This is a genomic window from Brevibacillus centrosporus, assembly GCF_046622605.1.
Lineage (GTDB): Bacteria > Bacillota > Bacilli > Brevibacillales > Brevibacillaceae > Brevibacillus > Brevibacillus centrosporus.
This window is the reverse complement of record NZ_CP176856.1, coordinates 2222501-2246486: the sequence shown is the minus strand read 5'-3', so window position 1 is coordinate 2246486 and position 23986 is coordinate 2222501. Positions and strand designations below refer to the sequence as shown.

Annotated in this window: 17 protein-coding genes, 9 tRNA genes and 1 rRNA gene (1 of these 27 only partly in view); 5 read left to right on the top strand and 22 right to left on the bottom strand. The window is 51.3% G+C overall.

Translation table 11 applies throughout. From position 1 onward, the window contains the following. Positions 1–122: 122 nt before the first annotated feature. Entirely contained in the window at positions 123–746 is a 624-nt protein-coding gene (locus ACLIN2_RS11530; protein WP_092268200.1) for a YhcN/YlaJ family sporulation lipoprotein, read from the bottom strand. Positions 747–829: 83 nt separating this feature from the next. After that, positions 830–1606, bottom strand: a complete 777-nt coding sequence (locus ACLIN2_RS11525; protein ID WP_411504090.1) for a stalk domain-containing protein — start codon at positions 1604–1606, stop codon at positions 830–832. Between the two features lie 235 nt (positions 1607–1841). Here ACLIN2_RS11525 and ACLIN2_RS11520 point away from each other — a divergent pair, with 235 nt between their 5' ends. Further along, complete coding sequence (locus ACLIN2_RS11520) at positions 1842–3962, top strand: exo-beta-N-acetylmuramidase NamZ domain-containing protein (RefSeq protein WP_411504089.1); 2121 nt, start codon at positions 1842–1844, stop codon at positions 3960–3962. A 68-nt stretch (positions 3963–4030) separates the two neighbouring features. Here the strand turns inward: ACLIN2_RS11520 and ACLIN2_RS11515 are convergent, their stop codons facing one another. The 8 genes from ACLIN2_RS11515 to ACLIN2_RS11480 all read right to left on the bottom strand — a co-directional run bounded on the left by ACLIN2_RS11515 (position 4031) and on the right by ACLIN2_RS11480 (position 13426). Then, positions 4031–5602 (bottom strand): acyl-CoA synthetase, encoded by a 1572-nt coding sequence (locus ACLIN2_RS11515; protein ID WP_411504088.1) that lies wholly within the window; start codon positions 5600–5602, stop codon positions 4031–4033. Between the two features lie 658 nt (positions 5603–6260). Next, positions 6261–6349, bottom strand: a tRNA-Ser gene (locus ACLIN2_RS11510). Between the two features lie 203 nt (positions 6350–6552). Next, positions 6553–7971, bottom strand: coding sequence for an aldehyde dehydrogenase family protein (locus ACLIN2_RS11505; RefSeq protein ID WP_411504087.1), 1419 nt, complete (start codon positions 7969–7971; stop codon positions 6553–6555). A gap of 19 nt (positions 7972–7990) precedes the next feature. Next, a complete protein-coding gene (gabT, locus tag ACLIN2_RS11500; protein WP_092267936.1) occupies positions 7991–9349 on the bottom strand; it encodes a 4-aminobutyrate--2-oxoglutarate transaminase in 1359 nt (452 codons plus the stop codon). Between the two features lie 16 nt (positions 9350–9365). Beyond that, entirely contained in the window at positions 9366–10649 is a 1284-nt protein-coding gene (locus ACLIN2_RS11495; RefSeq protein ID WP_411504086.1) for a peptidase, read from the bottom strand. A gap of 56 nt (positions 10650–10705) precedes the next feature. Beyond that, positions 10706–11383 carry a 3-oxoacid CoA-transferase subunit B gene (locus ACLIN2_RS11490; RefSeq protein WP_092267934.1) on the bottom strand — a complete coding sequence of 226 codons (678 nt, stop codon included), beginning with the start codon at positions 11381–11383 and terminating at the stop codon, positions 10706–10708. After that, positions 11365–12057, bottom strand: a complete 693-nt coding sequence (locus ACLIN2_RS11485) for a 3-oxoacid CoA-transferase subunit A (RefSeq protein WP_092267933.1) — start codon at positions 12055–12057, stop codon at positions 11365–11367. Before ACLIN2_RS11485 ends, ACLIN2_RS11490 begins: the two co-directional genes overlap by 19 nt. Positions 12058–12073: 16 nt before the next feature. Continuing rightward, the gene (locus ACLIN2_RS11480; RefSeq protein ID WP_411504085.1) at positions 12074–13426 is read right to left on the bottom strand and encodes an aspartate aminotransferase family protein; all 1353 of its coding nucleotides are present in this window, start codon (positions 13424–13426) and stop codon (positions 12074–12076) included. A gap of 139 nt (positions 13427–13565) precedes the next feature. Here ACLIN2_RS11480 and ACLIN2_RS11475 point away from each other — a divergent pair, with 139 nt between their 5' ends. After that, positions 13566–15116, top strand: a complete 1551-nt coding sequence (locus ACLIN2_RS11475; protein ID WP_327929921.1) for a PucR family transcriptional regulator — start codon at positions 13566–13568, stop codon at positions 15114–15116. 5 nt (positions 15117–15121) lie between these two features. On the opposite strand, the gene ablB is transcribed toward ACLIN2_RS11475, so the two are convergent. After that, positions 15122–15967: a putative beta-lysine N-acetyltransferase gene (ablB, locus tag ACLIN2_RS11470; protein ID WP_411504084.1), complete on the bottom strand. Its 846-nt coding sequence runs from the start codon at positions 15965–15967 to the stop codon at positions 15122–15124. Between the two features lie 210 nt (positions 15968–16177). Here ablB and ACLIN2_RS11465 point away from each other — a divergent pair, with 210 nt between their 5' ends. Both ACLIN2_RS11465 and ACLIN2_RS11460 read left to right on the top strand, forming a co-directional pair. Then, positions 16178–16258, top strand: a complete 81-nt coding sequence (locus tag ACLIN2_RS11465; protein WP_092267931.1) for a YjcZ family sporulation protein — start codon at positions 16178–16180, stop codon at positions 16256–16258. A gap of 104 nt (positions 16259–16362) precedes the next feature. Beyond that, positions 16363–17094, top strand: a complete 732-nt coding sequence (locus ACLIN2_RS11460; RefSeq protein WP_092267930.1) for a glycerophosphodiester phosphodiesterase — start codon at positions 16363–16365, stop codon at positions 17092–17094. Between the two features lie 58 nt (positions 17095–17152). Here the strand turns inward: ACLIN2_RS11460 and ACLIN2_RS11455 are convergent, their stop codons facing one another. The 4 genes from ACLIN2_RS11455 to ACLIN2_RS11440 all read right to left on the bottom strand — a co-directional run bounded on the left by ACLIN2_RS11455 (position 17153) and on the right by ACLIN2_RS11440 (position 19982). Beyond that, positions 17153–18127, bottom strand: coding sequence for a TIGR01212 family radical SAM protein (locus ACLIN2_RS11455; protein WP_411504083.1), 975 nt, complete (start codon positions 18125–18127; stop codon positions 17153–17155). Between the two features lie 172 nt (positions 18128–18299). Next, positions 18300–19538 carry a glycosyltransferase family 2 protein gene (locus ACLIN2_RS11450; protein ID WP_092267928.1) on the bottom strand — a complete coding sequence of 413 codons (1239 nt, stop codon included), beginning with the start codon at positions 19536–19538 and terminating at the stop codon, positions 18300–18302. A 265-nt stretch (positions 19539–19803) separates the two neighbouring features. Then, positions 19804–19880, bottom strand: a tRNA-Glu gene (locus ACLIN2_RS11445). A gap of 17 nt (positions 19881–19897) precedes the next feature. After that, positions 19898–19982 (bottom strand) — tRNA-Leu (locus tag ACLIN2_RS11440). 351 nt (positions 19983–20333) lie between these two features. Here ACLIN2_RS11440 and ACLIN2_RS11435 point away from each other — a divergent pair. Then, entirely contained in the window at positions 20334–20591 is a 258-nt protein-coding gene (locus ACLIN2_RS11435; protein ID WP_092267927.1) for a hypothetical protein, read from the top strand. A gap of 190 nt (positions 20592–20781) precedes the next feature. On the opposite strand, the gene ACLIN2_RS11430 is transcribed toward ACLIN2_RS11435, so the two are convergent. The 7 genes from ACLIN2_RS11430 to ACLIN2_RS11400 all read right to left on the bottom strand — a co-directional run. After that, positions 20782–20858: transfer RNA gene (locus tag ACLIN2_RS11430), tRNA-Arg, on the bottom strand. A 5-nt stretch (positions 20859–20863) separates the two neighbouring features. Then, positions 20864–20937: transfer RNA gene (locus tag ACLIN2_RS11425), tRNA-Cys, on the bottom strand. Between the two features lie 6 nt (positions 20938–20943). Then, positions 20944–21019 (bottom strand) — tRNA-His (locus tag ACLIN2_RS11420). A 22-nt stretch (positions 21020–21041) separates the two neighbouring features. Then, a tRNA-Trp gene (locus ACLIN2_RS11415) sits at positions 21042–21115 on the bottom strand. A gap of 1 nt (position 21116) precedes the next feature. Further along, positions 21117–21193, bottom strand: a tRNA-Met gene (locus tag ACLIN2_RS11410). Between the two features lie 11 nt (positions 21194–21204). Continuing rightward, a tRNA-Ser gene (locus tag ACLIN2_RS11405) sits at positions 21205–21295 on the bottom strand. A gap of 51 nt (positions 21296–21346) precedes the next feature. After that, positions 21347–23986: ribosomal RNA gene (locus tag ACLIN2_RS11400) — 23S ribosomal RNA — on the bottom strand; it runs 287 nt beyond the window's last position.

Below are 23986 nucleotides of genomic sequence, written 5' to 3'. Positions count from 1 at the left end.
ACATTGCACTCCTTGCCGTTCTCCTTCTCTCTTCTTTTGTTATTTCCCCTTTATTGCTGTATTTCCTGCCTCGGGAGTGCAAACGCCAAAAAGCCCACCCGGACAATCCAGGTGGTGCTTTGTCAGTCGACCAAATTGTAGCCCTTGATCGTGTATCCAATGTCGTTGATCAAAACTTGAAACTCTTCGTGGCTCACCGGCTCTTTACGGATAATCCGCTCGTGCAGATCAGCGATCCGATCGTACAAAGCCCGACTCGTGGACACGTACATAATATTGTACTGGGATTCGGTCTGCAAACGAACGCGCATTCTGTCCACTACCCGTTTTTGCAGGGCATCCGTGTGGCCGTTGTCGTTGCGAATGATCTTGCCTTTCGTATAGGGAATGCTGGGGTGTGGATTGACCTCATCGGGCTTCGGCGTATCGATCGGCAGTACCCCCACGAGGAGTGTATCTTTATACGCCAGCACTTTGATGTCGACTACTCCCGGTATCTTCTCGGCGTGTCTTTCCAGCCTGGAAACGAGATGTGGCTCGCGCTGGTGTACGTATTTTTGGCTAATCATCGCCGCTGGGCCTTTATCCAGCCCGGCATTGTCATTGCGATAGTTGATCCCGTACGATTCGTACTTCGCCTGATTTCCGTTCAAATCCTCCGATCCCTGTTCTTTGTTTGGCGAACAGCCTGCAAGCAAACCGGCGAGCATCATGGAAGCGCAGATTCCCACTTGAATTCGTTTCAACAAAAAACACCTCCTTGCCCATAGTGTGATGTGCAGGAGGTGTTCTTACTCACAAATCGTAGGGGGATTCCTTTGCCAATTCCTTACGAATTGCTTACAAACTCGCCTTCATAGGTATCGACTTTTCCATCTTTTTCTGCCTTCAGCGTGAAATTGCGAATTCCATCATAGGTATCTTTGTTAAACTCAAAGGATCCATCCGCATTTACATCTACTTCAAAGGTATTGTCCTCCAGCGTAACCACTACTTCACTACCTGGTTCGACGTTCCCGCTTACACGATACAAACCAATTGTAGCAATCGTAAATGTTCTTCCTTTGATCGTAGTACGATCAATCAACTTGACTGCAGTTTCATTTGCTGCCGGCTTTTGTGTGGCGCTGTTGTCTTTGGGCTCTTCGGTCGCATTCGATTGAGTAGCTTGCTCGTCCGTAATCAGAACAGTTTGAGTCGCTTGGTTCCAATTCACGTTATAGCTCAAGGCTTCCGCGATAAAACGTACAGGCACCATCGTCCGCTGGTTGATAATTTGTGCAGGTACATCCAAATTGATGGTTTGTCCGTTTTTCTTGGCGATTTTTTGTGTAACAACCAGTCGGACATTACTCGTACCTTTGTTGATCGTTACCGTTCTCGTTTGCTCGTTCCAGTCTACATCGAAGCCAAGGCTCTCTGCGATTGGTCGGATTGGCACCAAGGTGCGGCTGTCTCGAATGACAGGTTTTTGGTCAGGAAATACAATTGCCTTCTGGTTGTATTCCACTTTAATGGCAGCTGGCGCAGAAGCTGCGGATGCAGAAAAAGCTGCCACTGGTACAAGCGCAATAGCCAGTACAAGCGAGGCTAATTTTTTAAGCATTTCGTCCACTCCATTTCAATAAAGATTCACACGGTTCTTAATCTACTATAGGAAGTAGACCGTTGCAAGCTAATCATTCTATGTTTCATGCTGGATTCTATGAAAATAAGCAGGGAAGAAATGGATACTTTCGAACTATTTTCAAATTGTTACAAAAATGAAACCATCTTTCCCCAAAAAACCGTTACAATGGACATACAGCGACGAAATTTTTCCTTTGAAAGAGGCAATGCCGATGAAAAAATTAATTCCGCTCCTCATCCTCGCACTCATTTTTTGCATGATTCCGCCTGGCGGAAGCTCTGCGAACACTACTGCCATTCAATTGGGAAGTGATGTTCTATTCGAGCAATTTCATTCTTTGCTGGAAGGCAAAAAAGTGGGGCTCCTCACCAATCAAACGGGAATCAACAGCCAAGGAGTCAGCACCATCGATATGCTCAGACGAGATCGCACGGTTAGCCTAGTAGCTCTCTTTTCTCCAGAAAACGGTCTGGATGGAAAGCAGCCGATCACCTCTGAAGTAGGAGTCAGCACGCATCCGGTATACGGCATTCCCGTTTTCAGCATGAACGCTGCCCATCGCGAGCCCAGTAAAGAAGTCTTCGACAAGCTGGATGTCTTGCTAGTAGACGTACAGGATAGCGGTGCCCGAACAAACCCATACATTACGAATCTGTATGACTGCATGTCTGCCGCGAAGCGTCTCGGCAAGCCAGTCATCGTTCTGGATCGCCCCAATCCTCTTGGAGGGCGTATCGTCGATGGACCCGTTCTCGAACCTGCCTATCATTCCTATATTAGCCCTGATATCCTGCCACTCGCTCATGGCATGACGATCGGTGAGCTTGCTTTATACTTTAACCGAAATGTCGGTGCTGATCTAACCGTTGTCCCTATGCAGGGGTATACGCGATCCATGCTGTACCAGGAAACGGGTCTAGCCTGGAAACATAGCACGCCAGATTTGCCGACTCTCCCTTCTGTGTACAGTTCCCTGGCTACCGGCATTGGGGCAGGAACCGCCCTGCGTGTGGAAGAATCTTATTCCTGGATCGGCGCTGAGGGAATCGATGCGAGCAAGTATGCTGATCTCCTGAACGCAAGCCTCCTGCCAGGTGTCATGTTCTTCCCTGTAAACAAAGAATCCGCTGGCGGAGTTCGCATGCAAATTACCGATCCGCATCTTTTTAACCCAGCCAAGACAGGCATGTACGCTTTGGCATACGCTAGACAGCTCAGTCATTTTCCCGTCCCCAAAACCAGCGCGAATGAAATTCCGCTATTTGTCCAAATCATGGGAACGGACAAAATCAGTCAAAGTCTGGAGCAGGAAAAAAGCCCGCAAGATATAGAAGCGTCCTACTCCGCACAGCTGACGACCTTTCAAGAAACGCGCAAGTCTTTCCTTATTTATGGGGAGGAGCCCTATCAGCCTCTCTTGCCGATTGTGAGCAGACCAGCTGCAGCCCAAACAAGTCAGCCTCCTGCCCAATCCGATCCAGCTACACCTGCGGCACCTAAGCCTGCGCAAACGAATACTCCACCTGCGCCGTCCAAGCCAGCAACAGGGGGAACGACCACACCTGCAAAGCCGTCACAACCTGTACCAAAGCCGCCTGTGACAAAGCCTCTGGAGTCGACACAGCCTGCTGCCAAACCGCCAGCTGCGCCAAAGTCTCCTGCGACGCCAACCGCTACCGATAAAGTCGCTTACCTGACTTTCGATGACGGACCGTCTGTGGTGACACCACAAGTGCTCGATATTTTAAAAAAATTTGATGTGAAGGCAACCTTCTTTATTGTAGGACGCAATGTTCCTGGTCACGAAGCCATCCTCAAGCGCACGCTTGCCGAGGGACATGCGATCGGTGGCCATACTTACTCCCATGATTACCGTATCGTGTACAAAAGCATGGAAGCCTTCTTTGCTGACTTGGAAAAAGGAAATCAGCTGATCGAAAAAGCCACCGGGATCAAGCCCGCTCTCTTCCGCTACCCTGGTGGAAGTTCCAACACAGTCAGCCTCAAATATCAGGATCCAAAGCTCTACAATAAGACGAATCCCGTTATGAAGTCCATCAAGGCGGAAGCCAACAAGCGCAAGTATACCTTTATCGACTGGAATATAACAAACGGCGATGCTAGAAGCAATCAATACACCGCTCAAGCAGCTCTCTCCAATATCAAGCAGCAAGTGAAGAACCAAAAAGAAATCGTCGTCCTGATGCACGATTCCAGCACGAAGGCTCCCACAGCTCAGGCACTACCGGAAGTCATTACCTTTTTAAAGTCGAAAGGATATCGCTTTGATGTCATTCATCCAGAGCACCCTACGGTATCCACAGTGAAATAGAACGAAACAGCCCGCTCCTCGTTGCAATCGTCCGAGAGCGGGCTGTTTCGTTTTATACGGCTATCGACTTACTGCTGAGAAGCGAGAACGTCATAGCGCAACCGCAGCTCACGCTTGAGAATCTTTCCGCTCGGGTTGCGCGGCAAGTTGTCCGCAATGACGATATATTTCGGTGCTTTAAACGCCGAGAGCCGTTCCTTGCAGAAGGTCAGCATCTCTTCTTCGGTCAATGCTTCGCCAGCTTTTGGCACGACAACTGCTGTAACAGCCTCGATCCAGTAAGGATGTGGAATGCCGATGACTGCCACCTCGGATACCTTTGGATGCAAATAGATCATCTCCTCCACTTCCCGGCTGGCGACATTTTCCCCGCCAGACTTGATCATATCCTTTTTACGATCCACGATCGTTATAAATCCTTCGTCGTCCATGATTCCCAGATCCCCGCTGTGGAACCAGCCTCCCTCGAAAGCAGCCTGCGTTTTCACTGGGTCACGGAAGTAGCCGATCATGGCGTGACTGGTACGATGTACGATCTCCCCGATGCTGCCTCGGGGCACTTCGTTTCCTTCGTCATCCACGATCCTGGTCTCCACATTGAGTGCAGGTTTTCCTGCTGATCCAGCTTTACGGATCTGCTCTCCGGGCTTGAGCACCGTTGCAAGTGGTGCCACCTCTGTTTGCCCGTAAAAGTTGTAGAACTGTGCGCTTGGCAGTCGTTGATTGAGCTCTTTTAACACCTCAACGGGCATGATGGCAGCTCCATAGTAGCATTTCTTGAGAGAGCTTAGATTACGCGAAGCAAAATCAGGAGAACGCAGAAGCGCGATCCAGACTGTTGGCGGGCAAAACAGCTGCGTCGCTTGAAAGGTCTCCACGGTTTCCAGCATGCTTGCAGGAGTGGCCTGCTCCAGAATGATACCGCTTCCACCTAAATATATGTATGGCCCTAAAAAGCAGTGCAGCTGCGCGCTATGGAATAATGGCAGCGCGTGAACGGCTACGTCGTCCTCTTTCATATCGCCTTCGATGATGGTACTTACGTATTCGGATATGATGCTATTATGAGTCAGCATGACCCCTTTTGGCTTGGACTCGGTACCGCTCGTGTACAAAATATGGGCAACATCCTCGTCATCGAGATCGACTTCCGGCTCCTGTTGATCAGCGCCTTCCAGCATCTCACGGAAGGGCTGCCATTCCTCTACTTGTGCTGCCGGCTTGGAGATAAGCAACTTCACCCGAATGGCTAGCCCCGACTGTTCTATCGCGCCCTGTGCAAGCTCATGAAACTCAGGAGATGCGAAGACCGCACTTACTTCCGAGTGTCCTAGGATAAAAGCCACATCCTCCTTATTCAGCATGAAATTGATGGGAACCATGATGACGCCTGCTTTTGCCAAAGCAAAATTGAGAATCACAAAGTCCATCGAGTTGCGCGATAAGACAGCTGCCCGGTCTCCCTTTTTCAATCCCTTTTCTATTAAGGCATGCGCAGCTTGATTGACGATTCCATCAAGCTCGCGATAGGTAAGCACTTCTTCTTCAAACTGCAAAGCCTTTTTGTCAGGAAAACGCATGTGACTTCGGCGCAGAATATCACCCAACGTATTTCTCCTTACCCTTTTGGCTTCGATCATGTACACGCCTCCTAGCATCATTTCTTGTATTATACTATAATTTTCTTTATTGCAATTATATTCTGATATTTTTCCATAAAAAAAACGGCAGCTTCGTCTGCATTTTTGAAGCTGCCGCAGGGCCCCAAGAATCAATCGAGTCCTTACGTACAGGATATATCATTCTGACCTATTCAACGACATTGGTTTTGCTGGATTTTAAGGAAAATAACGGTCAATCGAGCATTTTCGGCAGAAAAAGCTTACCCACAGCAGCTGTGTCGTTGGTTTTGCCAATCAATTCCACTCATAAAAAGCAAAAAAAGCTCCAACCCATACTGGTTGGAGAAGGGATAGTACGTTGAGTACTTACGTGAATGTCTTTAAGATACACGATTTTATCCCTATTGCCTACAAGCATATGAAGGCAACAATGCCTAAAATGGGCAAAAAAATAGCGACGACTCTCTGCATTGTTTAGTCCGCCGCATATTCCCCAAATGTTTGTACTAGATTTCCTTACAAATCCATTATGCTCCTGGTCAACTGTTGGTTCCACAAGTAAATAATGGGAAGCTAGGGAGATCGAACTAATTTTTGAAGGTCAGACAACAAAAAAACGTCCCATCTGCAAGGCTCTCAAAATCGCCTTTTGACGGAACGTGTATCTACTTATATATGGCGGAGGGAGCAGGATTCGAACCCGCGTGAGCTTTCACTCTAACGGTTTTCAAGACCGCCCCGTTATGACCACTTCGGTATCCCTCCACATTTCAACAAGTATTACTATAGCATAGCTGCTTTCCCATGCGCAAGAGCCCAGCACTAGAAAACGTTGGCCACATTACCAGCTAACTAGCTAGCTGCGCCCCTCTGCTCCAGACCTGGTTAGCAGATATCGACTTGCTCAATGAAAAAAGCCTTGGCTCCTCCACTTCTGTGACAGGAAACCAGGCTTTTTACTCTTTCTACTATTTCTTGACGACAACCAGCTTCAGCTCCGTGAGCTCTTCGATCGCGTACTTGACCCCTTCACGCCCCATACCGCTTTCCTTGACGCCTCCATATGGCATATGATCCACACGGAAGGTAGGGATATCGTTAATCATCACACCGCCAACATGAAGCTCATCTGCTGCCTGCAGTGCGAGCGACAGGTTGTTCGTATACAAACCAGCCTGCAAGCCATAACGCGAATCGTTAACGAGACTGATTGCCTCTTGGACAGACTCGACTGCATTGACCAGAACTACTGGACCGAAAACTTCTTGGCAGGATACTTTTGCATCTGCAGGAACTCCTGTCAGTACCGTTGGCTGGAGCATGCGATCGACTACTTCTCCGCCACATTCCACGCGTGCGCCATTTTGCTTAGCTTCCTCGATCCAGTTCACTGCCCGCTCTGTCTCACGCGGATTGATCATTGCCGAATAATCCGCCTCTTCCGACAGGGAATCTCCCCCGCGAAGCTTCTTCGTCTCCGCCACAAACTTGGTTACGAATTCCTCGAAGCGGTCTTTGACTACATAAATGCGTTGAACGGAAATGCACACTTGACCGGAGTAAGCAAAAGCTCCGAAAATGCAGCGTGGGATTACCTCGTCAACATTGACATCTTTATCAATAATCACTGCGGAGTTAGATCCGAGCTCCAATGTAACGCGCTTCAGTCCTGCCCGATTCCGGATATCGATCCCAACGGCTGGGCTTCCCGTAAAGGTCAACGCTTTCACGCGCGGGTCTTTCACCAGGAGGTCACCAACGGACGCCCCGCTGCCCGTGACGACGTTCAGAGCGCCTGCAGGGGCACCCGCCTGCTCAGCGATCTCCGCCAGGAAAAAGGCAGACAACGGTGTTTGGGAGGCTGGCTTCAAGACAACTGCATTTCCTGCAGCAAGGGCTGGCCCTACTTTGTGGGCAACCAAATTCATCGGGAAATTGAAAGGAGTAATCGCCCCGATCACGCCCAGTGGCTCTCGTACGGTGTAAGCGAGCCTGCCTTCGCCGCCAATCGCCGCATCCAGTGGCAGCGTTTCGCCGTGAATACGTTTCGCTTCCTCAGCCGCAAACTTGTACGTCTGAATCGTCCGAATCACTTCTCCACGAGCGGTTTTGATCGGCTTTCCCGCTTCCAATGCGATGATCCGCGCAGCCTCCTCCAGGCGTTCGTCCATGAGCAGAGACATTTTCTCCAAAATCGCCGCTCGCTGATAGGCAGGCATGCGTCTCATGACTGCTGTCGCTTCTTCTGCAGCATCAATCGCCTTTTGCACCGTTTCTGGATCAGCCTGCGGTACTTGAGCAATTTCCTCGCCACTGTATGGAGAATACAACGGCGCATACACCGAAGCTTCTACCCATTGCCCGCCAATAAAGCAGTTTTTCTTCAAAACAACCGCCTCCGTCCAATTAGTGATTGGGTGTGCACAGCTCAGCCAGGACGCTTTCCAGTACGTTCAAGCCTTCTTCCAGCTGCTCATCGGAAATGACCAGTGGCGACAGTACACGAATGACATTGCTGTACAAACCTGCTGCCATGACAACCAAGCCGTTTTGATAGCAAGCCTGCACGATTTTGGCCGTCAGCTCTTTATTCGGCTCCTTCGATCCTTTGTCCTTCACAAGCTCGATCGCGCACATTGCTCCCAGTCCGCGAGCATCGCCTACTTCAGCAAATTGCTGTTTGAATTTCTCGAAACGCTTGAGAATTGTGCTGCCCACTTTATTGGCATGATCCAAGAATCCGTCTTGCTCCATCATTTCGATGACTTTCAACGCAGCGATACAACCGAGCGGGCTGCCTCCATAGGTACCACCGATTTCACCCGGGTTTGGTGCATCCATGATTTCCGCACGACCGGTCACCGCACTGATCGGCATACCAGCCCCCATGGACTTGGACATAGTAATGATATCCGGCACAACATCATAGTGCTCCATCGCAAACATTTTACCAGTGCGGCCAAATCCGGTTTGCACTTCATCTGCAATCAGGAGAATGCCATACTTTTCGCAAATCGCCTTGACGCCTTTGACAAATGTTTTGGATGGTACCACGAATCCACCTTCGCCTTGCACAGGCTCCATGATGATTGCAGCTACGTTGTCTGCAGCAACCTCTGCGAGGAAGAAGTCTTCAAAGCGGCGCAATACCTCTGCATCGGTCTCTTCTGGAGATGCATCGTATGGAGAACGATAGTAGTACGGGTAGGTCATTTTGTAGGTGTCAGGAGCAAACGGCCCGAATTCGTATTTGTACGGACGTACTTTGCTCGTCAGCGACATCGCCAGCAGCGTGCGTCCGTGGAAGCCGCGCTCGAACGAGATGATTGCCTTGCGCCCTGTGTATTTGCGTGCGATTTTCACCGCATTCTCGACTGCTTCTGCTCCGCTATTGAGGAAGAAGGTCTTTTTCGCGTGGTCGCCCGGCGTGATTTGATTGAGCTTTTCTGCTAGCTGGACATACGGCTCATACATCATCACGTGGAAGCATGTGTGTATGTATTGATCCAGCTGTGCCTTGAGCGCCTCGACCACAGCGGGCGGGCAGTGACCAGCATTGATGGAGCCGATCGCCCCAGCAAAGTCGATGAAGGTGTTGCCGTCGATATCGGTCAAGAGTGCGCCTTCCGCTTTGGCTACAAAAGCTGGAGTCGTATTGGATGGCCCCCGTGGAACATTGGCTTCCTTTTTCGCGAGCATCTCCTGCGATTTTGGTCCAGGAACAGCTGTTTTCAGTTGAATAAACTTTGTGGTGATCGGACTCATGTATATCCCTCTCCCTCTAGTTCTGGGTATTTTGTTCGGCAACACCGCACCATTCAATCAAGGCTAGTGCAAAGATCTCTGCGCACGTAAAGACATCGTCGAGTACGATATGTTCGTTGGGATAATGGGCAACCTGTGTAACTCCAGGGCCTACGACGATAGCAGGCGTGTCGGCGAGCGCCGTCAGCAAGCCGCCATCTGTTCCCCATGGAGAAGCTTCGACAACAGCCCGCTTCCCTGTTACAGCCTCAAACTGGCGATGTAGAATATTCATTAATGGATGGTCTTCCGCTACCGAGCCCGGTACCCATCGCGCTCCATACCACTCCAGCTCCACCGGCTGCTCCGCAAACCAGGGATCGACTTCAGCCAGTCGCTTCAATGCAGCGGTCATCTCTGCCTTTGCATCCTCCATCTGTTCTCCTGGTGCGACTCCCATGCGACCTTCTAGCTTAACGAGATCGGCAACAGAAGAGGGCCATTTTCCTCCCTCGATGACCCCGATGTTGATCGGGATAGGAATCGGAAGTTTCTCATAGAGCGGATCGTCCAAACGATCGTTTCGTTCTTTTTCCAGCTTTCCGATTGCTTGCACGACAGCCAGGCTCTTTTCGATGGCACTCACGCCTTCGTAGCGGGTTCCCCCATGTGCAGAGCGGCCTTTCACAGAAAGACGGAACCACATCGAGCCTTGCTGCTTCGGGAAAATCTTCATATTCGTGGGTTCTGGTATCAGTGCCGCATCTGCCTTGTAGCCGCGCAGGATGGTCGCCAAGGTACCCGCACCGCCGCTCTCCTCTTCAACGACGCTTTGGAAAATGACGTCGCCTTTCAGCTTTACACCGAGCTTCTGCAGGACCGAAATAGCCAAGAGGGAAGAAAGATTTCCCCCTTTCATGTCGGTTGCACCGCGTCCGTACAGCTTTCCGTCCTCAATTTTTCCACTGAACGGATCATCGCTCCACTGTGCCCGGTCACCGGCAGGCACTACGTCCACATGACCGTTTAAAATGAGGGAGCGCCCCTCACCTGCGCCCTTCCATACCCCAACTACGTTTGGACTGCCCGTAAAGACCGTACGCGGGGACACAAAGTACGGGTGAGATAGGAGCTCCTTCCCCTCCATCACCCACAAATCGACGTCCAAGCCCATCGATGCCAGCGTTTTCGCAATGCTCTCTTGGATAGATTCTTCCTCGCCCTGTACGCTCGGATTTTTTACCCATGCCTGCAACAGCGCTGTTGCCTCATCCCGATCCTTTTCCAACTGCTCCCGAATAAGAGTCTGCCAGTTTGCCATGGTTCTCCTCCTGACTCGCGGAAATTTGGTATTGCCCGTATAGTAAGAAAACCTCATTAACGAAAAACGGCTACTTCGCCTTCGATCTTCAGTTCTGCTTCTGTCGCCCCGATCACATCCGCTACACAGTACGGATACATCACCTCGCGCAGATAGAGACCGTCTGACTTGACCTCCATGACAGCCATGTCGGTGATGATCCAATCCGCTGCGCCACGAGCGGTCAGTGGCAGCGAGCACTCCCTGACGATCTTGGAGCGTCCGTTTTTATCCAAATGGGTAGTGACGACCATGACTTTCTTCGCCTTCTGTGCCAGTTCCATCGCTCCCCCCATGCCAGGTACGCGTTTGCCTGGGACGATCCAGTTGGCGATATCGCCGCTCTGGCTTACCTCTAATACTCCGAGGATCGTCATATCGAGCAGCCCACGTCGGATGATGGCAAACGCCGTAGCGCTGTCAAAAAAGGAAGCCCCAGTCGCCAGTGTGACGGGAAAGCCGCCAGCATTGCAGAGCATCGGGTTTTCCTCACCCTTTACTGGGCTAGGTCCCGTACCTAAAATGCCGTTCTCTGCATGAAACATCACGCGCACATCAGCCGGGATAAAATCAGCAACCAGCGTCGGGATGCCGATACCGAGGTTGATGATCATGCCATCCTCGACTTCCAACGCTGCACGCCGGGCAATCCGCTCTCGGTAGCTCTCGGTCTCTTTTACTTCTCCCACGCCCATTGCCAGTTCACCCCTTCGCTCTGCACGATAAAGTTAATGAAAACGCCTGGTGTTACGATCTCCTCCGGCGACAGCTCGCCGATCTCGACGATTTCATCCGCTTCCACAATCGTGATGTCTCCTGCCATCGCCACCAGCGGGTTAAAGTTTCGTGCGCTAGTGTCATAAACAAGATTCCCGTAGCGATCCGCTTTTTTGGCGTGAATGATCGATACTTCCGCGGTGAGCGGCGTCTCCAGCAAGTACTCTTTGTCTCCCACTACGACTTTTTGCTTTCCCTTTTCCGCGATCGTGCCGATTCCCACATCGGACAAGATCCCGCCCAGACCGACACCACCTGCCCGCACGCGCTCTGCCAGGATACCCTGAGGGCAAAACTCCACCTCGAGCTCGCCTGCTGTCATCTGGGCGCCCGCATTTGGATTCGACCCGATGTGAGATGCGATCACCTTTTTGACTCGCTTTTCTGTTACCAGCTTGCCGATGCCGATGTGAGGAAACGCTGTGTCATTGCTGACCAGAGTAATTTCGCGGACACCTTTATCTAATATCCCCTGAATCAGCGAGGGTGGATTGCCCACTCCACCGAATCCGCCAGACATCAGCGTCATTCCATCGCGGAAATGTGTCAGCGCTTCCTCCATGGAAATCACTTTTTCAAATCGATTAGTCATGAACGCGCGCTCCCTTCTATCCGATCAACGCTTTTTGCTGCAGCTCTTGCTGAACGGCTTCAATCGCCTCTTTCAAAATGCCGATCAGTGTATCAATTTCTTCTTGGGTAATCGTAAGCGGCGGTGCGAGAATGACCGAATCACCTGCTACACCATCAATTCCTCCGACTGCCGGATACACCAGCAAGCCCTTTTCAAATGCTTTGGCAATCACCTTCGCGCTCACGTTTTCAGAGAGGGCGAACGGCTCTTTGGTCTGCTTGTTTTTCACAAACTCGAGTCCGCACAGCATACCCAATCCGCGGGCATCTCCGACTAGAGGCAGCTCGTCTGCGAGCCCTTGCAGGCGTTGCAGCAGGTAAGCACCGTTTTCGGCCGATTTCTCAATCAGATTGTTCTTCTCAATATAGTTCAGGACAGCCAAAGATACGGCTGCGGACTGTGGGTTGGCGCTGTACGTATGTCCCGCCATGATGGAAGCGCTGCCTTTTTGGATGACTTCAATGATCTCCTCTGTCACGATCGTTGCGGCCATCGGCGTATATCCTGCGCTCATACCTTTTCCGATCGTAATCATGTCAGGCACGACGCCCCAGTGATCTACCCCAAATGCTTTTCCAGTTCGTCCCATTCCAGTCATGACTTCATCGGCAATGAACAGCACGTTGTATTTATCACAAATTTCACGGATTCGCTGGAAGTACCCCGGTGGAGGAACCACAGCACCCGCAGTCGCCCCGATAACCGGCTCAGCGATGAAGGCGGCTACCTGCTCGGGTCCTACGCGCAGGATGGCTGTCTCCAGCTCGTTCGCACATTGCATCGCGTATTCTTCCTGGCTGATTCCTTCTGGCTTACGGTAAGGGTACGGCCCCGTAATCGCCGGGTAGTCTTCGAGCAATGGCACAAACCGTTTGCGGCGCAGCACATGCCCGGACATCGACAAGGCTCCCATCGTGATTCCGTGATAGCTCATCCAGCGGGAAATGATGCGGTTTTTCGTGAAATTGCCTTGTTCCTGCCAATATTGAATTGCTATTTTTTGTGCCGTCTCCGTCGCTTCAGAACCACTGCTAACGAAGAACGTCCAGTTGAGGGAGCCCGGTGCCCACTCCGCCAGCTTTTTCCCCAGCTGCTCAACAGCATCACTGCTGAAATGAGAGCGATACGCGAAGGAAATGCTCTTGGCTTGCTCGTACATGGCATCCACGACTTCGTCTACCGCATGGCCGATGAGGGCTGTAACGGCACCGCTGCATCCATCGATGTATTGTTTTCCCTCTTTATCGTAGAGATAGATCCCTTTCCCATGAGAGATGACCGGATAGGTCTTTCCCAGTTCAGGCTTAATGACATAACTTCTTTCCATTGTCGCCACCTCGCTTTTCTCTACCTTCATCCTATCCGACCGAAGCGCAAGCGCCATCCGACGAGCTGGCAAAAAAACATGGAAAAGAGACAAAATCTTTTGTACATTTTGTATAAAGAACTTTTTCGGAGGGATCACTATGAGCATTACCATTCGGGAGGCCCTTCAATTGCCTGATATGGTTCAGACCAGATTGATTGCCGGCGCTGGTGGATTGGACAACCCCATTCGCTGGGTGACGATAGTAGAAGTACTGGAGGACGCGACACGGCTGCAGGAAGGGGAGTTTCTCATCACGACAGGCTTTGGGCTTGCTGACAACACGGAGCGTCTCTCTTCCTTCATCCCATCCCTTGCCAGCCAAAAGCTGAGCGGGGTAGCGATTCATACCGGATTTTATTTGCGAGAGATCCCTGCCGCTTTTATCGAGGTGGCCGACCAGCTGCAGCTGCCCCTCATTGAAATCCCGGCGGAAATCAATTTTTCGACGATTACAAAGGCCATCCTGCAGCCTATTATCAACCGCCAGTTCGAGACCCTGGCTTATTCGCAAGCAATTCACAACCGCATGATTGACGCCGCTCTCTCCCGGGGAGGATTAGCCGCCATCGCAGCCGAATTGGCAACGCTCACGGGTGGAGTCGTATCACTGGTTGATGCCTTGGGCTTTGAGGTGACTCAGCATGGAACAACAGAGCAAAGGGAAGAAGCCGCGGGAGAAGGTAGCACCCACTCGATCCCGATCCGCGCCAATCGCGAGCATTTTGGCACTCTTTCGTTGGTCAAGCCTTTGCATGCATGGAAAGAGCTCGATGATGTGGCACTGCAGCACGCCTCGACCCTCTGTGCGTTGGAATATGTAAAAGAACGAGCCGTTTCTGCAACGGAATGGCGGTTAAAAGGGGACTTTGTAGAGGAGCTGTTAAATGGCAAGCAGATGAGCCATTCGGAATTGGAAAGCCGCTGTCGGATGCTGGGCTACCCTTTGGCTGGTGGACACTTGGTCGCTGCTCTAAAAGTAGATGTGAGCGACGATGCTGGACTCTACGAGCTGCATCAAAGTGCCATCATGCTGATGCGCAGGCTGTGTGATCGTCAGCAGCGCTCCTACCTGCTCCGTGAGCGCCCCCATTATTTACTGTTCGTTTTCCCCGACAATCGTGCGAGCCTGCAGCTTTTGGAGCTATTCGCGCAACGATGGGAGCAGCTGCACAAGGAGTATTCGCTCCACTTAGCCTTGAGCACCCCTCGTCAGCAGCTCTCTGACGTAGCTACTGCGGCTGAGGAAGCCACCTTTGCCCTGCAGGCTTACCCGCTGCTCGCAAAACCTCCGGGGATCTTGCGCTATCGTGACATGCAAGGCTATCAGTTTCTGTTTCCTTACCATCGCAGTGAAGAGGCTTTGCAGCAGCTATGGAAGCCTTTGCTCGCACCACTGATCGGATACGATAGCAAACATAATCAGCAGCTGCTGGAGACATTAAGCGTGTACCTGCAGCAGAACGGCAACGGACTTCAAACGTCCCAAGCCTTATATATTCATCGCCATACCCTGAAATACCGACTCACCCAGATTGAAGAAAAAACGGGCTACCACCTGGAGGATGCGCATCAACGCTGGCAGCTGCAACTCGCTCTCATGGCGCGCAGTCTCCAGCAACAGCTCTATCCTTCACAGGCGCAGCCCTAGCTTTCTTACTCCCAGGATGGGCGGAGTGGCTTCACCCAAATATTCATATCTTCGTAGCCGGAAAATATCGTGCAGTTGTTGATCAATCTCCCGCGATACGTATAGCCCATTTTCGCGGCAGTCACATTCATCCCTGGTGATTGCGCGCGGGTAAGCGAATACAAGTAGTAAATGCCGGATTCCTCCATTTTGCGTTCCAGCGCAACAAACAACGCTTGGAGGAGTCCTTTGCCCCCGTGATCGGGGTGAGTGGCGCAGTCCGTCATTTCGGCAGAGCCCATCCGCTCGTTCACTTCCGCTGATGCGGCACAAGCGATTTTCCCCTCGTACTCGACGACCATGTATCGAGTCCCTTCCTCCATCGTTTTACGGACATAGACAGGGTCATCCATCGGTGTCGGATAGGTAGCAAACACGAGTGCATACAGCTTCGCAAGCTCCTCCGCGTCCGCCTCACCCGCCTCTCGCATGGAATAGCCTGCCGGCAGTGCCTTCTCCTCGCCGTTGCCTTGTTTGCCAAGGCTAAGCGCAAGTACTTCTTCCGCTAGATCAGGTGCGACGGAAGTAGCCCGCTCCTTCGTCAGAAAGCTAGAGAGCATTTGTGCATTTTCTCCATGAAAAAAGCCTTCGATGACACCTTCCAGCGCGTACCCCAAAGCGGTCCATTTTTCCACATCCGCTTTTTTGCCGTAGACAATGAGCTTTGTCGCGCCAGACTCTTGTGCAAGCTTTCTCATCCATTGATCAAGCACCACGACCTGATTCGGGTCATATACATGCAGCTTCACCCGCCGGTTTTGCTGGTCCACGACCAGATCCCCTGAGGCGAGCATGATCTCTACATTTACCATGACGCACTCCCCCTTTCCGTTCTCTATTCATTGTAGCAAACGGAAATTCTGCGTCATCTGCCAATCTGTATAAAATCCTGCTTCGTTGCTGCCGGAGCATCATTTCCCTCTTCTATTGTCTTGAGATAGGTATTCGATGAGAGCCATTTGTACCTTCCGCTCATAGCATGATAGAAGGAACAGTCAAAGACGGGGAAGGAGGGAATTTTCATGAGTATTGGAAACAACAATTTCGCCCTGGTACTGGTGCTTTTCATCCTTCTGGTGATCGTGCTCAGCGCAATTGGATAGTCCGCTGTTTACGTCGCGCCCCTCATCGCGGTAGTATCGAGGGGCTTTTTACATATCATGGTAGTATGTGGATTTAAGTCTGTCTTTGAAAGGAGGAAGCTCACGTGACTCCCCTCATCTACGCCCATCGCGGTGCTTCCGGCCTTTTTCCGGAAAACACCATGGAGTCTTTTTACGCGGCTGTTCGGCGTCGTGCTGACGGCATCGAGCTGGATGTGCAGCTGACCCGTGACGATAAACTCGTCGTCATTCACGACCATACACTGGATCGCACAACCACAGGCAGTGGTCTTGTCCGCAGGCATACCTTGCAAGAGCTTCGACAATTTCGTGCTGACAGAGGCTCATCCTCCCGTTATTCCCGTGCGAGGATCCCGACGCTGCGCGAGGTCTTCCATGCTTTTGCCGAAACGCCCCTCCACTTTATCATTGAACTGAAAAACTTTCTCTCCGATCAGCCGCATCTGGAGGAGCTCGTTATTGAGCAGATCCGACGTTATCATCTGACGGACCGAACCATCATCTCCTCATTTAACTTCGACAGCTTGCAGCGCATCAAACAGCTGGATCCCGCTCTGACTACGGGTCTGCTGTATGTCGGCCCGATTCCGCGTCCCTGGGAAGTCGCCAAGCGCTATGCTGCCGATCAGTTGCATGTACCTATGGATCAGCTATCGGCACAGCTGGTCAAGGAATCCCACAAACATAACCTCACTGTTCTCGGATGGACCGTGAACAGCTCCAAGGACATCCAGGATGCCTTCGATATGGGTGTCGATGGCCTGATCACCAATTACCCCGGGCGAGCACGAAAGATCCTACGAGCCCGTTCGTAATCAGCTGCAACAAAAAGGGAGCCTCCTTTCATCGGCTCCCTTTTGCTCTGTCGCTTTATCATTCGTTCGTTTGCGGAACGAAAAATTTCCCTTGCCACGAGTTGCGATTTTTCAACTCAGCATCGATGCCATTGAGGACTTCCCATTTCTTTCGGCTCCACATAGGACCAATCAGCAGGTCTGGAGGGCCATCGCCTGTAATGCGGTGCACGATCATCTCTGGCGGCAAGACCTCCAGCGAATCCACAACCAGCTTGGTGTATTCTTCTTGCGACAGGAACTCCAGGAGCCCTGCTTCATACTGCTTTACCATCGGCGTCTTGCGGAGAAGATGCAGCAGATGGATTTTGATTCCCTGCACATCCAGATGCGCCACTGCGTTTGCCGTCTGCATCATCTCTTCATGCGTCTCTCCCGGCAGTCCGTAAATAATGTGGGAGCAGATGCGGATGTTGTGCTTACGGAGCTTCTCAACGGCCTGCAGGTAGCACTCGTAGTCATGCGCACGGTTGATCAGCTGGGCCGTATGTTCGTGAATGGTTTGCAAGCCGAGCTCTACCCACAAATACGTCCTCTCGTTTAATTCAGCCAAATATTCCACCACATCGTCCGGCAAGCAGTCAGGACGCGTCGCGATCGACAGCCCTACAACCCCCTCCTGCCTGAGGATGACTTCATACATCTCGCGCAGCTCAGCCACAGGCGCGTACGTATTGGTGTAGGCTTGAAAGAAGCCAAGGTACTTGGCGCTCGGCCACTTTTCATGCATGCGATTCTTCACATCATGAAATTGACGTTCCAGGTCCATTCGACGGTCACCCGCGAAGTCCCCCGAGCCTCTGGCACTGCAAAACGTGCAGCCGCCAGTCGCGACCTTTCCATCTCGGTTCGGGCAGCTGAAGCCCCCGTCCAGCGGCACCTTGAAGATTTTTTCGTGAAACGTATTTCGCAAATGGTAGTTCCATGTATGATAACGTTTATCTCCCCACATCAAGGGAGACTCGTTATGGAAACACTTTGGTGCGAGCTTCATTGCTGTATTCCCTCCTCGTGGCGAAGCTGCTTTCAGTCGCCACTCTCTTACGTCCATCCTGTTTGACGATTCGGTACTCGATCCAATTATTATACCAACTGGAGGCAACCACTGCCACCCCCGTAAAACAGGAAAACCACAGGTTCCCCTGTGGTTTTTACACGTGTAGCTGCTATTGCTGGATTTCCTCGATCCGAATTGCACGACTGTGAGATGTATGGCTCCACACCTGATTTTTCTTAGTAAAGAAGGCGTAAAACATAATCGGGAGCCAGGTGAGGAAAAAGAACGGGAGACACAGTATTCCCAGATACCCCTTAAGAGGCACTTTTTCCAGATATAGAGCCATGAACGGCAGCAAATAGAAGACTGCTGTCGAGGTATATACTAACCAGCTAGGTAAAATGCTTGCAGCAGGCATCAACATATCAATTTCGAAGAATCGACCCAAGAACACCAAAGACATGAACGTTACAATCAATACGTACATCGGCTGGAACAAATAAAATGCAGCGTCCAGCATTCCCAAACGTCCTTTGGTAATCCCGTTTTTCAAAACGGAACCAATGTAGCGTCCAGCGACATCGTAGTGTCCTTGCATCCAACGCAGACGTTGGCGCATGGAAGATTTCAGGTCAATCGGCTTTTCATCCCAAACCTTGGTGTCATGAGCCCATGTCGGGTAAATGCCCCGTTCAATGCAGCGTGTGGCGAACTCAAGGTCTTCCGTCAAGCTCGTAGCACCCCAGCCCATTTCCTTGAGCAAGCTGCTCTCGATGCAAAGTCCAGTACCCCCTAATGTGTTCGGCAGTCCAAGGTTATGACGTGCCAGCTGCCACATCCGGTTGGTGAACCAGTAGGTCACCGCGTAAGACAGGGTAATCCAAGAATCGAACGGGTTTTTCGAATCGAGGTAGCCTTGAATGACTCTTGCCCCTTTGCAAAGACGATCGTTCATGACACGCAGGAAATTTTTCTCTACCAGATTGTCTGCGTCAAACATGACGACAGCATCGTATTGCTCTGGTCGTGCCCAAAGATTTTCCAGCATCCACTCAATCCCGAAGCCTTTTCCTCGTTTCGATGTGTCAAATCGCTCGCACGCAATCGCGCCATGAGCTCGGCTGATTTCCGCAGTATTATCTGTACAATTGTCACAAATAACGAAGATGTCGTACTTCTCGCGCGGGTAATCAAGCTTTTTCAGGTTTTCAATCAGTGGCGCGATAACGGCGCTCTCGTTATGTGCCGCGATCAGCACTGCAAAGGTTTTCTCCGGTTCATGTGTGACTTGCTCCTTTTTGCGGAACAGCCCTGCACAGGAAACCAGTGTTTGGTACGTGCTGACTACACCTACCGTTGTACTAAATCCGATGAATAATCCCTCAATGATCTCTCTAAATACACTCATGGGTTCTTCTCCTCGACCTGAATCAAAATTGGGTCAGTTTTTCGTTCAGGTAGTGTTGTTTTTCCAACATTTCTCTATTGTTTTTCTCTCAATTGGGAGTGTACATCAAATGCGATTCATTAGCAATGACCCAAAAGTGGGAAAAAGAAGGCACTGCTATCACCTTTCCCACGTTTCTTTCTTTCTATTCGACATCTCACGACAGTGAGCAGAAAAAAAAGCCTTCGTAACAAAAGGCTTCGATTATTCAGTCTGACTAAAAAAATGGTGACCCGTAGGGGATTCGAACCCCTGTATGACAGCGTGAAAGGCTGCTGTGTTAAACCGCTTCACCAACGGGCCAATCTGTCCATTCTTTATGGTGCGGTCGGCGAGACTCGAACTCGCACGGGTCGCCCCGCCACCCCCTCAAGATGGTGTGTCTGCCAATTCCACCACGACCGCAAAACCTTTAAGCCTCAATCACGTTCTCGAGTATACACAATCCGTTTTCGTAAGTCAATACGATTTTCTGACTGTTCGGCGCCCATTTTCATTCAAATAAAATCCGTTTTCACAGCCTCAATTCTTTCTTATTTATATGTCGAGTCGAAACAGGTCTGACCGTGTAGAAAACTTTTCTGATATCGGTAAGAAACTCTTTCGGAAAATATCACAGATTCGTCACACTCGACAATATTTCCTACAAGTCTTTCCATTCTTTCCATACATATTTTCTATGCTCCGAGGAAAATACTAAAGCGAAACAGCATAGAACGAAGCGTCTATTCAAAAATGATCCGATGGGAGATTGCCATGATACCTGAAAATATTAAGCTGCTCTTGCATGATATCAGGCTGATAGGCGGTGGCATGGAGGAATATGAGAACCCGGATGATTGGCAGTTAATCCGTGGCCTGGTAGGTGAGGAATGGAACGTAGACCAGTGTGACGCTACACCAGAGTTTTGGGAGAAGCTGAAAGCCTCACTGGAGCAGCAAAAAGAGGTCGCGATGAGTAAGGCAGAGAAACGGTACCTTCACGGGCTCTACTACTACAACCCGTTTGTTTGATTACGCCTCACTCTAGTTTACTCACTAGGCTAAAAGTATGAATCTACTTGGAATTTGTAAGCTTGAATAAGAATACGTGGATCGCATTTGCCCGTTTTTTCTCAATGAATACAAAAAAGCCTCCTTTACACTCAAAGCAGTTCCCTTGAGTACACAGGAGGTCTTTTCGTATTTTTCCAATAGGCAACGATGGCGTCCCAGGAGAGATTCGAACTCCCGACCGACGGCTTAGAAGGCCGTTGCTCTATCCAGCTGAGCTACTGGGACAGAATTGGAGGGAGTACCCGGATTTGAACCGGGGATGAGGGTTTTGCAGACCCGTGCCTTACCACTTGGCTATACTCCCATAACATGGGGCGATCGATGGGACTTGAACCCACGAGTGCCGGAGCCACAATCCGGTGCGTTAACCCCTTCGCCACGACCGCCATAGCAAGATTAAAGTCCTTCTGGCAGGGGCAGTAGGAATCGAACCCACACCAAAGGTTTTGGAGACCTTCGTTCTACCTTTAAACTATGCCCCTTTGGTAGCGGTGGAGGGAATCGAACCCCCGACCTTTCGGGTATGAACCGAACGCTCTAACCAGCTGAGCTACGCCGCCAAAATAGAAAATGGCGGAGAGTGAGGGATTCGAACCCTCGCTACGCTTGCGCATACTAACGGTTTAGCAAACCGTCCCCTTCGGCCTCTTGGGTAACTCTCCGCGATAGATATATGTTCCTTCAAAACTGGAACTGCATGTTTGCTAAGATGTGTGGATAAGTCCTCGACCGATTAGTATTCGTCAGCTCCACGTGTTACCACGCTTCCACACCGAACCTATCAACCTCATCGTCTATGAGGGGTCTTACCAGCTTGCGCTGTGGGAAGTCTCATCTTGGAGGGGGCTTCACGCTTAGATGCTTTCAGCGCTTATCCCGTCCGCACATAGCTACCCAGCTGTGCCACTGGCGTGACAACTGGTGCACCAGCGGTGCGTCCATCCCGGTCCTCTCGTACTAAGGACAGCTCTCCTCAAACTTCCTACGCCCGCGACAGATAGGGACCGAACTGTCTCACGACGTTCTGAACCCAGCTCGCGTACCGCTTTAATGGGCGAACAGCCCAACCCTTGGGACCTACTTCAGCCCCAGGATGCGATGAGCCGACATCGAGGTGCCAAACCTCCCCGTCGATGTGGACTCTTGGGGGAGATAAGCCTGTTATCCCCAGGGTAGCTTTTATCCGTTGAGCGATGGCCCTTCCATGCGGAACCACCGGATCACTAAGCCCGACTTTCGTCCCTGCTCGACTTGTAGGTCTCGCAGTCAAGCTCCCTTCTGCCTTTACACTCTACGAATGATTTCCGACCATTCTGAGGGAACCTTTGGGCGCCTCCGTTACCTTTTGGGAGGCGACCGCCCCAGTCAAACTGCCCACCTGGCATGGTCCTCTCGCCCGATAAGGGCGACGAGTTAGAAACTCCGTACATCAAGGGTGGTATCCCACCGACAGCTCCACAGAGGCTGGCGCCCCTGCTTCTCAGCTTCCCACCTATCCTGTACATGATGCACAAAGTTCCAATACCAGGCTACAGTAAAGCTCCATGGGGTCTTTCCGTCTTGTCGCGGGTAACCTGCATCTTCACAGGTATTATGATTTCACCGGGTCTCTTGCCGAGACAGCGCCCAAGTCGTTACGCCTTTCGTGCGGGTCGGAACTTACCCGACAAGGAATTTCGCTACCTTAGGACCGTTATAGTTACGGCCGCCGTTTACTGGGGCTTCGGTTCAAAGCTTCGCTTGCGCTAACCCATCCCCTTAACCTTCCAGCACCGGGCAGGCGTCAGCCCCTATACTTCGCCTTGCGGCTTCGCAGAGACCTGTGTTTTTGCTAAACAGTCGCTTGGGCCTTTTCACTGCGGCCCCCTCGGGCTATTAACCCTACCGAGGCGCCCCTTCTCCCGAAGTTACGGGGCCATTTTGCCGAGTTCCTTAGCAAGAGTTATCCCGCGCACCTTAGGATTCTCTCCTCGCCTACCTGTGTCGGTTTGCGGTACGGGCACCTTGTTCCTCGCTAGACGCTTTTCTTGGCAGTGTGAAATCAGGGACTTCGGTACTAAAATTTCCCTCGCCATCACAGCTTGCCCTTATGGTGTGCGGATTTGCCTACACACCAGGCTTGCTGCTTGGACGGCCATCCAGTAGGCCGCTCACCCTATCCTCCTGCGTCACGCCATTGCTCAAGCGGAACAGAGGTGGTACAGGAATATCAACCTGTTGTCCATCGCCTACGCCTTTCGGCCTCAGCTTAGGTCCCGACTAACCCTGGGAGGACGAGCCTTCCCCAGGAAACCTTAGGCTTTCGGTGGACAAGATTCTCACTTGTCTTTTCGCTACTTACACCGGCATTCTCACTTCCAAGCGCTCCACCGCTCTTTCCAGTACGGCTTCACTGCTGCTTGGAACGCTCCCCTACCCAGTCCGTAAGGACTGCCATAGCTTCGGTGATACGTTTAGCCCCGTTACATTTTCCGCGCAGAGTCACTCGACCAGTGAGCTATTACGCACTCTTTAAATGGTGGCTGCTTCTAAGCCAACATCCTGGTTGTCTGGGCAACTCCACATCGTTTCCCACTTAACGTATACTTGGGGACCTTAGCTGATGGTCTGGGCTGTTTCCCTTTTGACGATGGATCTTAGCACTCACCGTCTGACTCCCGGACATAAGTCATTGGCATTCGGAGTTTGACTGAGTTCGGTAACCCGATGAGGGCCCCTAGCCCAATCAGTGCTCTACCTCCAAGACTCTCATTCCGAGGCTAGCCCTAAAGCTATTTCGGGGAGAACCAGCTATCTCCGAGTTCGATTGGAATTTCACCGCTAGCCACACCTCATCCCCGCACTTTTCAACGTGCGTGGGTTCGGGCCTCCAGTAGGTGTTACCCTACCTTCACCCTGGACATGGCTAGATCACACGGTTTCGGGTCTACGGCAGCGTACTTTCGCCCTATTCAGACTCGCTTTCGCTGCGGCTCCGTCTCTTCAACTTAACCTTGCACGCTACCGTAACTCGCCGGTTCATTCTACAAAAGGCACGCCGTCACCCTTTTAACGGGCTCCGACTATTTGTAAGCACACGGTTTCAGGTACTATTTCACTCCCCTCCCGGGGTGCTTTTCACCTTTCCCTCACGGTACTGGTTCACTATCGGTCGCTAGGTAGTATTTAGCCTTAGCAGATGGTCCTGCCAGATTCACACGGGATTTCACGTGTCCCGCGCTACTCGGGATCCGTCTCGGAGAGACTCTTGTTTAGATTACGCGACTGTCACGCTCTCTGGTCAGCTTTCCCAAGCTGTTCATCTACAAGAGTCTTTTGTAACTCCTAGTGAGACGTCCCACAACCCCGCCGGG